The organism is Chryseobacterium sp. D764, assembly GCF_019317325.1.
Lineage (GTDB): Bacteria > Bacteroidota > Bacteroidia > Flavobacteriales > Weeksellaceae > Chryseobacterium.
Genome location: NZ_CP079219.1, coordinates 88,493 through 103,986, shown reverse-complemented (window position 1 = coordinate 103,986; position 15,494 = coordinate 88,493). Strand labels below are relative to the sequence as shown.

Annotated in this window: 13 protein-coding genes; 10 read left to right on the top strand and 3 right to left on the bottom strand. The window is 37.7% G+C overall.

What is annotated here, in order from left to right:
• Window positions 1-225: 225 nt before the first annotated feature.
• The 3 genes from argC to KYG33_RS00415 are packed head-to-tail and all read right to left on the bottom strand — an operon-like array spanning window position 226 to window position 3,082.
• A complete protein-coding gene (gene argC / locus KYG33_RS00425) occupies window positions 226-1,191 on the bottom strand; it encodes an N-acetyl-gamma-glutamyl-phosphate reductase (RefSeq protein WP_219072465.1) in 966 nt (321 codons plus the stop codon).
• Between the two features lie 36 nt (window positions 1,192-1,227).
• The gene (locus KYG33_RS00420; RefSeq protein WP_219072464.1) at window positions 1,228-2,424 is read right to left on the bottom strand and encodes an argininosuccinate synthase; all 1,197 of its coding nucleotides are present in this window, start codon (window positions 2,422-2,424) and stop codon (window positions 1,228-1,230) included.
• A complete protein-coding gene (locus tag KYG33_RS00415; protein ID WP_077414894.1) occupies window positions 2,396-3,082 on the bottom strand; it encodes a GNAT family N-acetyltransferase in 687 nt (228 codons plus the stop codon). The genes KYG33_RS00420 and KYG33_RS00415 overlap by 29 nt, the downstream gene beginning before the upstream one ends.
• A 160-nt stretch (window positions 3,083-3,242) precedes the next feature.
• On the opposite strand from KYG33_RS00415, the gene KYG33_RS00410 reads away from it, so the two are divergent.
• The 10 genes from KYG33_RS00410 to KYG33_RS00365 all read left to right on the top strand — a co-directional run bounded on the left by KYG33_RS00410 (window position 3,243) and on the right by KYG33_RS00365 (window position 15,459).
• Complete coding sequence (locus tag KYG33_RS00410; protein ID WP_047383611.1) at window positions 3,243-3,659, top strand: helix-turn-helix domain-containing protein; 417 nt, start codon at window positions 3,243-3,245, stop codon at window positions 3,657-3,659.
• 178 nt (window positions 3,660-3,837) lie between these two features.
• Window positions 3,838-5,217: a porin gene (locus KYG33_RS00405; RefSeq protein ID WP_180565570.1), complete on the top strand. Its 1,380-nt coding sequence runs from the start codon at window positions 3,838-3,840 to the stop codon at window positions 5,215-5,217.
• 265 nt (window positions 5,218-5,482) lie between these two features.
• Window positions 5,483-7,063, top strand: a complete 1,581-nt coding sequence (locus KYG33_RS00400) for an MFS transporter (RefSeq protein ID WP_180565569.1) — start codon at window positions 5,483-5,485, stop codon at window positions 7,061-7,063.
• 43 nt (window positions 7,064-7,106) lie between these two features.
• Window positions 7,107-7,334, top strand: coding sequence for a DUF6814 family protein (locus KYG33_RS00395; RefSeq protein ID WP_034696261.1), 228 nt, complete (start codon window positions 7,107-7,109; stop codon window positions 7,332-7,334).
• A 61-nt stretch (window positions 7,335-7,395) separates the two neighbouring features.
• The gene (locus KYG33_RS00390; protein ID WP_219072463.1) at window positions 7,396-7,590 is read left to right on the top strand and encodes a hypothetical protein; all 195 of its coding nucleotides are present in this window, start codon (window positions 7,396-7,398) and stop codon (window positions 7,588-7,590) included.
• Complete coding sequence (locus KYG33_RS00385; RefSeq protein ID WP_219073223.1) at window positions 7,583-10,285, top strand: ATP-binding protein; 2,703 nt, start codon at window positions 7,583-7,585, stop codon at window positions 10,283-10,285. The genes KYG33_RS00390 and KYG33_RS00385 overlap by 8 nt, the downstream gene beginning before the upstream one ends.
• A 9-nt stretch (window positions 10,286-10,294) precedes the next feature.
• Complete coding sequence (locus KYG33_RS00380) at window positions 10,295-10,654, top strand: response regulator transcription factor (protein WP_077414904.1); 360 nt, start codon at window positions 10,295-10,297, stop codon at window positions 10,652-10,654.
• 156 nt (window positions 10,655-10,810) lie between these two features.
• Window positions 10,811-12,697 (top strand): AMP-binding protein, encoded by a 1,887-nt coding sequence (locus tag KYG33_RS00375; RefSeq protein ID WP_180565567.1) that lies wholly within the window; start codon window positions 10,811-10,813, stop codon window positions 12,695-12,697.
• A gap of 55 nt (window positions 12,698-12,752) precedes the next feature.
• Window positions 12,753-14,660, top strand: coding sequence for an acetate--CoA ligase (gene acs / locus KYG33_RS00370; protein ID WP_077414908.1), 1,908 nt, complete (start codon window positions 12,753-12,755; stop codon window positions 14,658-14,660).
• A 433-nt stretch (window positions 14,661-15,093) separates the two neighbouring features.
• The gene (locus KYG33_RS00365) at window positions 15,094-15,459 is read left to right on the top strand and encodes a hypothetical protein (RefSeq protein WP_077414912.1); all 366 of its coding nucleotides are present in this window, start codon (window positions 15,094-15,096) and stop codon (window positions 15,457-15,459) included.
• Window positions 15,460-15,494: the final 35 nt, after the last annotated feature.

Sequence of the window (15,494 nt, the reverse complement as noted above, 5' to 3'; positions counted from 1 at the left end):
TTTGTCTTAAAACAAAAGAAACAAAAGTTCAAGACCTGGAAACTTCCGCTAAAAATTAGTTCTATTCTCTAAAAATTCTAAAACTTGTGCGAATCCTAGATTAGTTCTTCGGCTAAATATTTGCCTCGCACTTCAAACAGTAGAATTTTCTTAACGTTCATAGAATTAATTTTCTTAACGCTCCATTTTCCTAAGTCATATTTACTTCTAATTTAAATTGTCAATTTAAAACGCTATTGGTTTTAAGTTTAACCCTGCATTTTCTTCCCATTTCATTGCCAGATTCATATTCTGTACTGCCTGCCCTGAAGCTCCTTTTAACAAATTGTCAATCGCTGAATGAATAACGGCAACATTTCCACTCTTTTCGATCTGAATCACACAGCGATTAGTATTGACAACCTGCTTTAAATCAATTGCCCTGCTACTTACGGTAACAAAAGGCTCCTCCGCATAAAAATCCTGATATAATTGTTCTATTTCCTCCAGCGTCAAATCCGTCTTCATGGTGGAACTTGTAAAAATTCCTCTTGCAAAATCCCCTCTCCATGGAACAAAATTCAGGGTTACTTCTTTATTATTAAATGCAATCAGCTGTTGTAAAATCTCATCTACATGCTGATGAGTTAATGTTTTATACGCTGAAACATTATCATTTCTCCAGGTAAAATGAGTTGTTGCCTGCAAAGACTGTCCAGCTCCGGTAGAACCCGTAATCCCTGTAGTAAAAACTTCATTTAACACTTCTTTATCTGCTAATGGCAGTAAAGCCAATTGAATTGCTGTGGCAAAACATCCCGGGTTGGCAATACTTTTTGCCTCTGACAGTTGTTTTTTATTGATTTCAGGTAATCCGTAGATAAAATTTCTGTTCCCAAAGTTCCCTTCTAAACGGAAATCATTTCCGAGATCAATCACCAGCGTTTCATCTTTTACAGGATGTTGAGTTAACCAGCTTTGACTTTCTTTATGAGGAAGACACAGAAAAAGAACATCTACGTCTTCAGGTTTATTTGTCAAAACCATTTCACAAACTGCCGTTAAATCCGGGTACAGATCCGAAATTCTTGTTCCCGAATTCGAACGACTATATAAAAAACTCAATGTCACATGGGGATGAAAAGCCAGTAAGCGTATCAGCTCACTTCCTGTATAACCGTTGGCACCAATTATTCCTACTGTTTTCTTCATTTTTATTCTGCCTTACATTAAATCATCCTTTCGGAACTAGTTGATATTCTGGTTAATCTGATGGTATATATTTAAAGAATTGCTTACAATCTTTGTGTATCCTTTCACATCGTGGCCTGTCCAAGCTCTGTTAGTCTCTCCATAACTTCCGAATTTATCAGACATCAGGTCATGATCAGATTCAATTCCATTAAGAATAAATCTGTATGGATGAAGCGTCACAAATACTTTTCCACTGACTGTTTTCTGAGAATCTGCCAGGAAAGACTCTATATTTCTCATCACAGGATCTAAGAAAAGCGCTTCATGAAGCCAGTTTCCATACCAGTCGGACAACTGAGACTTCATCATTTGCTGATATTTTGAAAGCGTATGCTTCTCTAATAAATGATGTGCCTTAATGATCACAGATGCTGCTGCTGCTTCAAATCCCACTCGTCCTTTAATCCCAACAATGGTATCCCCTACGTGAATATCACGACCAATTCCATACGCTGAAGCTAATTCTTCTATTTTTTGAATTGCAGATACAGAATATTCAAAGCTTTCTCCGTTCACGCCTATCACTTCTCCGTTTTTAAACTCGATTTCCAGTTCTGAAGGCTGAGTTTCTTTAATCTGAGATGGAAAAGCTTCTTCCGGCAGGTAATTTCTGGAAGTCAAAGTTTCCTTTCCTCCCACAGAAGTTCCCCAAAGTCCTTTATTCACTGAATATTGTGCTTTCTGGAATTCCATTTCATAACCGTGATCTTTCAAAAACTCAATTTCTTCTTCACGGGATAGAGCCATATCACGGATTGGCGTAATAATCTCGATATTCGGGCACATTACCTGAAAAATCAAATCAAAACGAACCTGATCATTTCCAGCTCCTGTACTTCCATGAGCAATAGCATCTGCATTTACTTCTATTGCATATTTTGCAATTTCCTGCGCCTGAATGGTACGCTCAGCACTTACCGAAAGAGGGTATGTATTATTTTTCAATACATTCCCGAAAATCAAATATTTCACACATGAATTATAATAATCTTCCTGAGCGTCTACGCACCTGTATTCTTTTACTCCAAGGTTTAGAGCTTTTCTTTCCAGTTCTTTTTCCTCTTCTTTTGAAAAACCTCCGGTATTTACGGTGACTGCATACACATCATACCCTAGTGTTTCACTAAGATATTTTGCACAGTAGGAAGTATCTAAACCTCCACTAAACGCTAAGATGACTTTCTTTTTCATCTGGACTCTTTTTATTTTTTTTAGTTGTCAAATGAAATTCATCAAGGGATTTTTGTACAGAATACTCAAAATCAGTTTGATTCATTTCATTATATTTATTTTCAGGCTGGTTATTCACCACCTCTTTTTTTTTATCATTTTCAGGAACAAACAACATAGCTGTACACAAACAGTTTTTGCGTTCCTTCATCATTAAAATCTCATAGTTCACACAGTTTTTGCAGCCACTCCAGAATTCTTCGTCCTGGGTAAGTTCTGAATAGATGACCGGCTTATATCCTAAATCACTATTGATTTTCATTACTGCCAAACCTGTTGTCAATCCAAATACTTTCGCATCCGGATATTTATCTCTAGATAACTGGAAAACCCTCTGCTTAATTTGAGTTGCTACGCCCCCGTTCCTGAATTTCGGCGATACTATCAATCCCGAATTAGCCACAAACTTCCCATGCGACCAGGTCTCTATATAGCAGAAACCTACCCACTCACCGTTTTCAGTGGCTACCACAGCGTTGCCTTCTGAAATCTTCTTACTCAAATATTCTATAGAACGTTTTGCGATGCCCGTTCCTCTGCGCTGTGCAGAATCATACATTTCCTGCTGTATTTCACTCACATACATTAGATGTTCGCATGAGGAAATTTCTATTTCCATTTATTTATCTAATTTTTTTGGCAAATTTAAAATATATTTTCTTTTAAATCCAAATAAAAAAGATATTTTTTTTGTTTTAAAATTTTAAACAGGTAAAATTATCTTTATTGAAAAATATACATTTGCTAATTTATTATATATTTGCTAAAATAATATAGTTATGGAAAATACATGCCCTAAATGCAACAGTACCAAAGTGGTAAAAAGCGGCATCATCAATGAAAAGCAACGCTTCCACTGTAAAGATTGCAAATATTATTTCACTGTTAAAAAGCTGGGAAAACAGATTGATGACTATTATGTTACCAAAGCGCTTCAGCTGTACCTGGAAGGCTTAAGTTACCGTGAAATCGAAAGAATTATCGGGGTTTCCCATGTTACAATAAGTTCCTGGATAAAAAAATACAACATCACAAGACCTCCACACTCTGAATTCCATCCTGTTTATAAAATACTGAAACAAAATGAGTTGATTGATTATATTGCGCAGGAGGAAAACATTAAAAATTCCGGGATTATCATCACTCAGTTTGCTGATAAGTATATGCTGATCAAGTGGGAAAGGTTTAAGAAGTAGGCGGGATGCTAGGTTACGAGATACTTAAACAATTTAGATTAAAACCCCGGATCCCGGGGTTCAGAACCTTGTACAGTCATAACTATACTATTACCACTAATATATATTAAATTTTCGTAACTAAATTATTAATTACAATTTGGCATTCACAAAAAACAACGCCAAAAATTGATAATTTATGAAGAAATCACTTACATTTATTGGAGCAGTCTTAATCAGTAGCTCTGTATACTCTCAAGGTTCTCCTGATTACGGAAATGGCTTAAAAATAAACCTCAATCCGGATGGTGATAAATTCGTCCGCTTTATTTTATGGGACCAGCTTTGGCTGAGAAATACCTCTATGAATCCCGGAAGTATGGTAGGTGGCGAGCCCACAGACAACTCCTGGAGCATAGGAAACAGACGATTACGTGCTTTAGCATATGCACAGGTCTCTAAAAGATACATGATTCTCCTCCATTTCGGAATCAACAACCAGACCTTCATCAATGGAGGAGCCACAGGTACTTCCGGCACAGGAGGTTATGGAAACGGAAAGAAAACCCAGTTATTTTTTCATGATGCATGGAACGAATATGCAGTTATTTTACCTGGAGAAGCGGGAAAATTCAGTTTATCTTTAGGAGCAGGGCTTCATTATTATATGGGACTTTCCCGCATGACTATGGCTTCTACACTCAATTTCCTCACATTAGATTCTCCCGTTTTTTCATGGCCACTGATTGATAACTCAGACCAATTTGCAAGACAGTTGGGAATGTTTGCAAAAGGAAAATATGGCAAACTGGAGTACCGTTTCAGCTTAAATAAACCTTTCGCAACAGACCTCATCCCAGTGAATGTAACAGATCCGTCAAAAGCCATTGCGGTAGACAACAACGGAAATCCCAGTTTTTCAAAGGCAGGATATGTGGAATATCAGTTCCTTGATGAGGAGTCGAATACACTTCCATACAAAGTGGGATCTTATCTGGGAACAAAGAAAGTCTTCAATGTAGGAGCAGGTTTCTATCATCAGGCAGACGGAACAAGAACTTCCGTGAACTCCAACATTGAGAAGCATGACATTACTCTTTTTGCCGTGGATGCTTTTGCAGACATTCCTTTGGGAGAAGCAAAAAACAAAATGGCAGTTTCCGCCTATGCCGGATATTATAACTACAATTTTGGTCCCAACTATGTAAGAAATCTTGGAACAATGAATATTGCAGCTTCGGATCCTAATTTTATCGGAAACAAAGCCATTGCAGGACCAGGAAACCTGCAGCCGACTATCGGAACAGGTAATATTATCTACGCACAGGCAGGTTTACTCTTACCAAGCCAGGCAGAAAAGCCAAAAATCAGAATACAGCCTTTTGCAGCTTATACCCATAAAAGTTTTGAGGCTTTCGATAAATCTTCATCTCAGTTTGATGTAGGCGCCAATTGGTTCATAGATGGGCATCATGCAAAAATCACAACCCAATATTCAACAAGACCAGTTTATACCAGCCCTACGGAAAGCCCTTCTTCAAAAGGGGAATTTATTGTACAGTTTCAAATCTACTTGTAAAATTCAAACCATTAAGAATAATAAAGATTGTAAGATGAATTAGGGATACGTTCCCAAAATTCAAATAATTTGACTCTTGTCATTCTGACGAAGGAAGAATCTTACTAACAACCAGTCACACATGAGATTCTTCATTACATTTCATTTCATTCAGAATGACACTTTTGAAATAGTCCCAAAGCATTAAACTTAATTATTTAAAGCCCTTAATGGTTAAAAAAATCAAATTAACATCCTATTCCATTAACATCAAAAACTAATCAATATGAGCGAAAATCATCACGAAAGCTACGAAAATATGACCGACAGGCAGAAAAACCGCACCATATGGAGTGTGATCACCGCCTCTTCACTCGGCACCTTGATAGAATGGTACGACTTCTATATCTTCGGAAGTTTAGCCATTGTTTTAGCTACTAAATTCTTCCCTGCAGACAACCCTACCGCAGCATTTTTATCTACACTGGCAACTTTTGCTGCCGGATTTGTTGTAAGACCTTTCGGAGCTTTATTTTTCGGAAGGCTTGGTGATATCATAGGAAGAAAATATACTTTTCTTGTCACTTTACTGATCATGGGATTTTCTACTTTCCTGATCGGCTGTATTCCAAGTTATAAAACTATTGGATTTATGGCACCAGTTTTAGTTTTAATCTTAAGATTACTTCAGGGACTTGCCCTTGGTGGTGAATACGGAGGCGCAGCCACTTATGTTGCAGAATACGCCCAACCTCATCGAAGAGGCTACTGGACTTCATGGATTCAGACTACTGCAACGGCAGGACTTTTCATTTCACTGATTGTTATCCTCATCACAAAATCAACCCTTTCGGCAGAAGAATTTGATAATTGGGGATGGAGGGTTCCTTTCTGGATTTCTATTTTAATGGTAGCAGTTTCTTATGTTATCAGAAAGAATATGAAAGAATCTCCTCTTTTTGCTAAGGCTAAAAGTGAGGGAAAAACATCTAAAAACCCATTGAAAGAGAGTTTCGGAAATAGATACAACTTCAAGTTTGTATTATTAGCTTTATTCGGAGCAGCAATGGGACAAGGGGTCATCTGGTACACAGGACAGTTCTACGCTATGAGTTTCCTTCAAAAGGTAATGAATGTAGAATCTGCACAGGTGGATTCATTGATGGCTACCGCTTTATTTTTAGGAACGCCCTTCTTTGTATTCTTCGGCTGGCTTTCTGATAAAATCGGAAGAAAAGCAGTAATGATGACCGGAATGTTAGTCGCTATTTTAGCTTACAGACCTATTTACGACAGCATGTTCAAGAGTGTAAATCTTGAAAGCAAAACCGTTGCTGCCAATGGAATCACTGAAAAAAGAACTGCTAAAATCCACAGTGATATTGCTACAGACAGCCTGGTCACTTTCCATAAAGAAACTCTTTACACGGATGGCACTCTGATCAAAAAAGACAGTATCATTCACTGGTCGCCTGCAGGAATTGTCATGAAAGACGGAAAAGCAGAAGAACCCAAATTATCAACTTCTGTAAAATTGAGCGATGACACGAAATGGTATCTGGTGTTTCTTGTATTTATTCAGGTCATATTTGTAACCATGGTATATGGGCCTATCGCCGCTTTCCTTGTTGAAATGTTCCCTGTGAGAATTCGCTATACCTCAATGTCGTTACCTTATCACATCGGAAACGGAGTATTCGGAGGACTTCTTCCGGCAGTAGCAACTTACCTGGTAACCACCGGAAAAGACGCCGGACACGCAACATGGTACCTGGAGGGACTTTGGTATCCGATTGGTGTTGCCACAGTGTGTCTTATCATTGGATTATTCTATCTTAAAAATAAGAACAATAATCTTCACGATTAAGCACTAAATCACTCAGATTTTTATTAATTTTAAAACTACTAAAATGAACGGACTAAAAAAAATATTAGGTATTCTCTGGATCGCAATTGCGGTGATTGTAGGATATTTCGGAATTACAGTATTGGGAATCCCCAAAATAGCATCCGGAAAACAGGAAGATCTGGTTTTTGGTATTATTATCCTTTTTGTACTGATGCCGATTATCTCAGGCGGAATGGCCATTTTTGGTTACTATGCCCTGAAAGGAGAATATTCTGACGATAAAATTTAAAAACAAAATAGATAATTGATGGATGCTGCATTCATCAATTATCTTTTATCAATAATCATTTATGAAAAAGAGACACGAGCAAAAACTTATCATATTGAGTGTAGGTCTTATGATCGCTTTCAGCGTTCCTATTTCATTGCTTTTCAACAGTGAAAAGGAGGTTTTAGGCTATCCTATGATTCTTATCTATCTGTTCGTAGTCTGGATGATTTCCATTGTGATTTCTTTTGTCATTATAAAAAGACATGATGAATAGTTTCGCATTATTTTTTGTAGTTCTGCTTTACCTGGCTCTTCTTTTCTTAGTTGCCCACCTGGCAGAGAAGAAAAAGAGCAAGCTCTGGATCAACAATCCTTACATCTACGCATTGTCTCTTGCGGTATATTGTACTGCCTGGACGTATTATGGAAGCATTGGTGTGGCAGCTACAAGCGGATTAAACTATCTGCCGATTTACATTGGTCCTATCATGATTATTCCGGCATGGATCTATATCAATACCCGGATCGTAAGGATTTCAAGGGTTAATAAAATAAGCAGCCTTGCCGATTTCATCTCATTAAGATATGGAAACAGCAGAAGTCTGAGTGCTATTATTACTGTGGTTTGTCTTTTGGCTATTGTCCCTTATATCGGGTTGCAGATCAAAGCTATTTCGGAAACCTTCCATCTGGTAACGGAAACTCCGATGTCAAAAAATATCCTGACTGACAATGCTACTTTTGTGGTGGTTTTAATTGCCTTATTTTCCTCTTATTATGGAACACGATATGTGGATGCTTCGGAAAAACGTCTGGGAATTATCTCAGCTATTGCACTGGAGAGCTTTTTAAAACTATTCTTTATTATCATTCTCGGACTTTTCGTAATCTATTATGCCTTTGACGGATTTTCGGACATCTACGAGAAAGCCAGCAGGTTTAAAGATTTTGAAGAAAAAAATACCTTCAACGGGATTGAGGGTGCTATGAACTGGATGATTTTGTGTATGATTTCCGCAACAGCAATCTGTATCCTGCCAAGGCAGTTTCACACCGCTATTGTTGAAAACAGACAGGAAAAACATATCAAAACAGCGATTTGGTTTTTCCCCCTTTATCTTTTAATCTTCACCGTATTTATTTTCCCGATTGCCTGGGGAGGAAGACTGATTTTTGATGGTCAGAAAGTAAACCCGGAGTTCTACTCTATCCTGATTCCGCAGCATTTTGACAATACCTTGATCACTGTGCTTGTTTTTCTCGGGGGATTAAGCTCATGTATTTCCATGATCATTATTTCAGCCATTACTTTATCAATCATGCTTTCCAACAACCTTATTATCCCATATGGATTGCTTGGAAAATTAAAATCTGAAAGTGAGGAACAAAACACAAGAAGCATTACCAATATCAGGAAAATCAGCATTTTCGGACTGATCATCATGGCTTTTGTTTTTTATAAGTATTTCATTCTGAAGACCTCACTGGATTCTGTAGGATTGATCTCATTCGTTATCATTGCCCAGCTGGCACCTGCATTTTTCGGAGCTTTATTCTGGAGAAGAGGAAGTTACAAAGGTGCCGTTACAGGTCTTATAGCAGGATTAGCAATCTGTTATTTCGGATTGATCATCCCGCAGTATTATTTTTCATACAATCAGGAGCTTAAAGGAGTACTGAGAGATCTGTATGATGCATTCGGGTTTTTCACAATTCCTTATCTGGGAAGAATTCCACAGATTTTCTTCTGGTCGATGCTGGTGAATACGAGTCTGTTTACCATTGTTTCCGTAAGTTCTAAAGGGAATTACCGTGAAAGAAACTTTGCCGAATTGTATGTGGATATTGACAAATACATTCAGAATCATGAAAATGCTTTTATCTGGCGTGGAACGGCTTATATTTCGGATATTCAGAATATTCTTGAACGCTTTTTAGGCAAAAATAAAACAGAGCAGGCCCTAAGGATTTTTAATTTAAAATATAATATTGATTCCAAAACAGAAACCGCCGACTCCAGATTTATCAAATTTTCAGAAAACCTTCTGGCCGGAAGAATTGGAACAGCTTCAGCAAAAATATTAATCGAAGGGGTAACCAAAGAGGATAAAATATCTTTAAAAGAGGTCTTAAACATTCTTGAAGAATCAAAAGAAAACATCAGCTTAAATAAAAAGCTTACCGAACAGTCCGAAGAACTGCAAAAACTTTCCGACGATCTGCGAACCGCCAATGAAAGCCTCATCATCAAAGACCGCCAAAAAGATGATTTCCTGGACTCTGTTGCCCACGAACTGAGAACCCCGATCACCGCCATTCGTTCTGCCGGAGAAATTTTAGCTGATGATGATGATATCCCTCTTGACATTAAACAGGAATTTTTAAATAATATCATCACAGAATCCGACAGATTGAGTGAAATTATCAACGATATTTTGTATCTGGACAAATTACAACATGGTGAAATCTCCTTACATATTCAGGAAAATAATATTATTGAAACTTATAGAAAAGCACTAAATCCGCTTCTTCACCTGATACAGCAGAAAAATATTCATTTAAGTGAAGTTAATATTCTGAATCATTTTATATTTGAATATGATGAAGCGAGAATGATTCAGCTGTTTCAGAATATCTGGGGAAATGCCTTAAAATTTACAGATGAACAGGGAACAATCCAGACTAAATTATTTGAAAAGGACCAACAGCTGACCATTAGTATTTTCAATACCGGGAAACATATTCCGGAAGGGGATCTGGAAATGATTTTTGACAAGTTTTATCAATCGAAAAACCAAAATATTTTAAAGCCTACAGGAAGCGGACTGGGACTGGCCATTTCCAAAAAAATTGTACAGGCACACGGAGGAAGTATAAAAGCAGAAAACAGCGGACTGGGTGTAACTTTCACCATAAGCATTCCTGAAAAAACTAAAAAAGAGATTACAGATGAAGTTGAACACCATTAAAACCTTCTTATGAGAAAGATAATCATTGCGGATGACGAACACAAAATATTAATGTCATTAGAATACAGCTTTAAGAAAAACGGATACGATGTTTATATTGCCCGTGACGGAACGGAAGTTCTTGACTTTTTGAAAACAATGGTTCCGGACGTAATCCTTCTCGATATTATGATGCCAAATCTTGATGGCTACAGCACCTTGGACCTCATAAAACAGGATAAAAAACTGAGAGATACCAAAGTCATCTTTCTGAGTGCTAAAAACAACCCCAGAGATATTGAAAAAGGATTGGAAATGGGAGCCGATGCCTACATCACAAAACCCTACTCCATCAAGAAACTGATGCAGCAGATTGAAGAGATGTTTTAATGTATAAAATTAAACCATTAAGATTCATATCATAAAGGGATTAAGAGTATTAAAAAATTGCTTCGCCCCGGCTCGCAGTCATATCCTTGTCAAGGTTTTAAAACCCTGACAAGGATAACAAAATACGCAAAAAAAAACAAACACACGACTATTGACATGGATACTGACACCCTATTTAAACAAAGCATAGAGAACAAAGAAGATTTCTGGAAAGAACAGGCCGGAGAAATACAATGGTTTGATTTTCCTACACAGATTCTCACTAACGACGAAAATGACTACCCACAATGGTTTTCCGATGGAAAACTCAATATGTGCTACTTATGCATTGACAAACACATTGAAGACGGTTGCGGAGATCAGATTGCTATCATTTACGATTCTCCGGTGACCAGTCAAAAGAAAACCTATACCTTCAATCAGGCGAAAAAGGAAATTTCAAAATTCGCAGGAGGGCTGGCTTCTTTAGGATTAAAAAAAGAAGATACAGCGGTTATTTATATGCCAATGATCCCTCAGACTCTTTTTGCTATGCTGGCATGCGCAAGAATCGGGGTTATTCATAATGTGGTTTTCGGAGGGTTTGCTCCCCACGAACTTGTGGTCAGAATTGACGACTGCAAGCCAAAAGTTTTAATCACAGCCACTGCTGGAGTAGAAATTGCCAAAAGAATTCCCTACCTCCCACTGGTTGAAAAAGCTATTGAACTGGCACAGGATAAAGTAGACCATATTGTTGTATACAACAGAAAACTAGTAGATAATCAGGATGAAATGTTCGATGGACTTATTGATTATGAAGAACTGGTTGAAAAATCAGCTCCGGCAGACTGCATTTCTGTGGAATCTACCCACCCGCTTTATCTTCTTTACACATCCGGAACTACAGGCAAGCCCAAAGGTATTGTTCGTGATACCGGAGGTTACGCAACTGCCTTAAAATTTTCCATGACGTATGTTTACGGCGTTGAACCGGGAGAAACCTATTGGGCTGCTTCAGATTTCGGATGGGCAGTTGGGCATAGTTTTTCAGTATACGGACCATTAATCAACAGAAATACAACTATTATTTTTGAAGGAAAACCTATCATGACTCCTGATGCAGGAACGTTTTGGAGAATCATTTCAGAATATAAGGTTTCGGTGATGTTTACTGCGCCTACCGCTATCAGAGCAATCAAAAAAGAAGATCCGAACGGAGAACTGGTAAAAAAATACGATTTAACCCATTTCAAAAAACAGTTTCTGGCGGGCGAAAGATGTGATGTTGCTACTCTGGATTGGTTTGCAGAACATATCGGAGTTCCGGCTATAGACCATTGGTGGCAGACAGAATCAGGATGGCCCATGCTTGGATTGCTGACTCATGATGAAAGTTATCAGATCAAAAGAGCTGCCGCAGGAAAACCTGTTCCGGGATATGACATTAAAATCTTTGATGAAAACGGACTGGAACTCGATCCTCATCACGAAGGCTATCTGGTAATCAAACTTCCTCTTCCCCCCGGAGCCATGCTTGGAATATGGAAAGACTACGAACGTTTTGAAAACAGCTACCTTTCTCAATACAAAGGCTACTACTTCTCAGGAGATGGTGCGATACAGGATGAAGACGGTTATATTTTCATCACAGGAAGAGTGGATGATGTGATCAACGTTGCGGGGCACAGACTTTCCACTTCTGAAATGGAGGAAATAGTTTCTTCACATCCGGATGTTGCAGAATGCGCTGTGGTAGGTATTGATGATGAATTAAAGGGACAGGTTCCTTTTGCAACTCTTGTGTTGAAAAACGGATCAGCAATTTCTGAAGAAGATGTTGAAAAAGATATCATTCAGATGGTCCGCAACAAAATTGGAGCGGTAGCTTTTCTGAAAAATGCTATGGTTGTTAAACGCTTACCTAAAACACGATCCGGAAAGATTTTAAGAAAACTGATCCGAACTTTACTAGACGGAAAAGATTTCCAGATTCCTTCAACCATTGACGATGAGAAAATCATTGATGAAATTCAGGAAAAAATAAAGGAATACAAGGCTTAAGCCAGAAATTAAACATAAATTTAAAATAAATTCAAATTTCAAAAACGAAAGGGATATGAGAAATTACTTAATAGAAGATTTACCACAGTATTTTGAAGATTATAAAAAGTCTATCAAAAATCCTAAAAAATTCTGGGATAAGGTAGCAGATCAAAATTTTGTGTGGTACCAACGATGGAGCAAGGTTGTTAAGTACGATATGAATGAAGCTAAAATCACCTGGTTCAAAAACGCGAAACTGAATATTACCAAAAACTGTATCGACAGACATCTTGCCGTAAGAGGAGATAAAACAGCCATCATCTGGGAACCCAATGATCCAAAGGAAGAAGCACAGCATATTTCTTATCAGGAGTTATATACCCGCGTGAATAAAACAGCAAATGTTTTGCATGATATGGGTATTAAAAAGGGAGACAGAGTCTGTATTTATCTTCCCATGATCCCTGAATTGGCTATTACAATGCTTGCCTGTGCAAAGCTGGGAGCAGTACATTCTGTGATTTTTGCAGGATTCTCAGCTTCCGCAGTAGCTTCAAGGGTAAATGACTGTGAGGCAAAAATGGTAATCACATCGGATGGAAGTTACAGAGGAAATAAAGTTCTTGACCTGAAAAGTATTGTTGACGATGCTTTGGAAAAAACACCAACAGTTGAAAACGTTCTTGTAGTCAAGAGAACTCACAACGAGATTAAAATGAAAGAAGGAAGAGATCACTGGATGGCTGACTTGTATGAGAAAGCTTCTTCTGATTTTGTCACCGTAATTATGGATTCTGAAGACCCGCTTTTCATTTTATATACTTCAGGATCTACAGGAAAACCAAAAGGAATGCTTCATACCTGTGCAGGCTATATGGTGTATACCGCTTATACATTCAAAAATGTATTCAATTATAAAGAAAATGATATTTATTGGTGTACTGCAGATATCGGGTGGATTACGGGACATTCTTACATTCTTTACGGACCTTTATTAAATGGGGCTACCACCGTAATTTTTGAAGGCGTTCCTACCTATCCTGAACCGGACCGTTTCTGGGAAGTCATTGAAAAACATAAAATCACTCAGTTTTATACCGCTCCTACAGCCATCCGTTCTTTGGCGAAAGAAAGTGCAGAATGGGTAGATAAACATGATCTGAGCTCCCTGAAAGTAATTGGTTCCGTGGGTGAACCTATCAATGATGAAGCATGGCATTGGTTCAATGATCACGTTGGAAAGAAAAAATGCCCGATTGTAGATACTTGGTGGCAGACTGAAACAGGAGGAATCATGATTTCACCACTTCCTTTTGTTACCCCAACGAAACCTACTTATGCTACTCTCCCATTGCCGGGTGTACAACCTGTCCTGATGGATGATAAACGAAATGAAATTACAGGCAACCAGGTGACCGGAAATCTTTGCATCCGCTTTCCATGGCCGGGAATCGCAAGAACCATCTGGGGTGACCATCAACGGTATAAGGAAACATATTTTACCGCTTTCCCTGGGAAATACTTTACCGGTGACGGCGCATTGAGGGATGAAGTGGGTTATTATAGAATTACCGGACGTGTAGATGATGTGATCATCGTTTCCGGACACAACCTTGGAACGGCACCTATTGAAGACAGTATCAACCAGCACCCTGCCGTTGCAGAATCTGCTATTGTAGGCTATCCGCACGACATCAAAGGAAATGCACTGTATGGCTATGTAACGCTTAAAGAAACCGGAGAAGGACGTGATAAGGAAAACCTGAAAAAAGAGATCAACCAGCTGATTTCAGATCAGATCGGCCCTATTGCCAAGCTGGATAAAATACAGTTTGTATCCGGACTTCCGAAAACACGCTCTGGAAAAATTATGCGTAGAATTCTGAGAAAAATTGCAGAGGGTGACTTCAGTAATTTTGGAGATATCAGTACGCTTTTAAATCCTGAAATTGTAGAGGAGATCAAAAACGAAAGAATTTAAATTTACTCAATTTTTTAACCAATTGAAGCCCTGGAAGTTATTTTCGGGGCTTTTTATTGTATTATTAATGCTTCAAAAATTACGATGTGTTTTGCTAATCTTAATTAGGATTAAACTAATAACTATAATGATCAATATAATCTTAATGATATCCGGTACTGAAATGATGTAAGGATTGACAAAAAATAGAATAAGGAAACTCAAAAAAACTATCAAAAACTTGGGATCAAATACATATAGCACAACTATTGTGATTCTTTAAGACTCGACATTATCCAATTGTTAAAATTAAACACCCGTTCAATAATTATTCTCAAATATTGCCCAAGTCTATTGAAAACAGAATATTAATTAACAAATTATATTACCTTAAACGTAATGATAATCAGAAAATTATTACTAACTTTAGTCATAACTTTAAAACCAATTAACTATGTCACATATATTAGCTGGACTATTTGATCATCACAGCGACTACAAAAGACTGGAAAATGATCTGGAGAATTCAGGATTTGAAAACTCAGATTATATTGTATACCTTAATAGTGGTTCTCATAATTCCCAATATCTGGCAAGTGTTACCGTAAATGATATCAATCAGATTGATCTTGCCCGGAATGCATTTATTCAGAATGCAGCATTGAAATCCTACTTATTTGAAAACATGAACATCAATGAAGCGAATTATGATACCATTAAAAAGTATATTGACGCAAGAAACAGAGCTGAAATCCATAACAGCCCTGATATTAAAATCAAAACGTCAAGTGACGGTATGAATTCTGAAGTGAAATTCTAATCGATATAAAATCTAATAGCCGGAGATCCGCAGTG

Excerpts from the sequence above, each read along its gene's own strand:
- KYG33_RS00410 (WP_047383611.1), top strand. The coding sequence starts at position 3,243 with ATGGAAAATACATGCCCTAAATGCAACAGTACCAAAGTGGTAAAAAGC.
- KYG33_RS00420 (WP_219072464.1), bottom strand. The coding sequence starts at position 2,424 with ATGAAAAAGAAAGTCATCTTAGCGTTTAGTGGAGGTTTAGATACTTCC.
- KYG33_RS00405 (WP_180565570.1), top strand. The coding sequence starts at position 3,838 with ATGAAGAAATCACTTACATTTATTGGAGCAGTCTTAATCAGTAGCTCT.
- KYG33_RS00390 (WP_219072463.1), top strand. The coding sequence starts at position 7,396 with ATGAAAAAGAGACACGAGCAAAAACTTATCATATTGAGTGTAGGTCTT.
- argC (WP_219072465.1), bottom strand. The coding sequence starts at position 1,191 with ATGAAGAAAACAGTAGGAATAATTGGTGCCAACGGTTATACAGGAAGT.
- KYG33_RS00385 (WP_219073223.1), top strand. The coding sequence starts at position 7,583 with ATGAATAGTTTCGCATTATTTTTTGTAGTTCTGCTTTACCTGGCTCTT.
- KYG33_RS00365 (WP_077414912.1), top strand. The coding sequence starts at position 15,094 with ATGTCACATATATTAGCTGGACTATTTGATCATCACAGCGACTACAAA.
- acs (WP_077414908.1), top strand. The coding sequence starts at position 12,753 with ATGAGAAATTACTTAATAGAAGATTTACCACAGTATTTTGAAGATTAT.
- KYG33_RS00395 (WP_034696261.1), top strand. The coding sequence starts at position 7,107 with ATGAACGGACTAAAAAAAATATTAGGTATTCTCTGGATCGCAATTGCG.
- KYG33_RS00415 (WP_077414894.1), bottom strand. The coding sequence starts at position 3,082 with ATGGAAATAGAAATTTCCTCATGCGAACATCTAATGTATGTGAGTGAA.
- KYG33_RS00380 (WP_077414904.1), top strand. The coding sequence starts at position 10,295 with ATGAGAAAGATAATCATTGCGGATGACGAACACAAAATATTAATGTCA.
- KYG33_RS00400 (WP_180565569.1), top strand. The coding sequence starts at position 5,483 with ATGAGCGAAAATCATCACGAAAGCTACGAAAATATGACCGACAGGCAG.
- KYG33_RS00375 (WP_180565567.1), top strand. The coding sequence starts at position 10,811 with ATGGATACTGACACCCTATTTAAACAAAGCATAGAGAACAAAGAAGAT.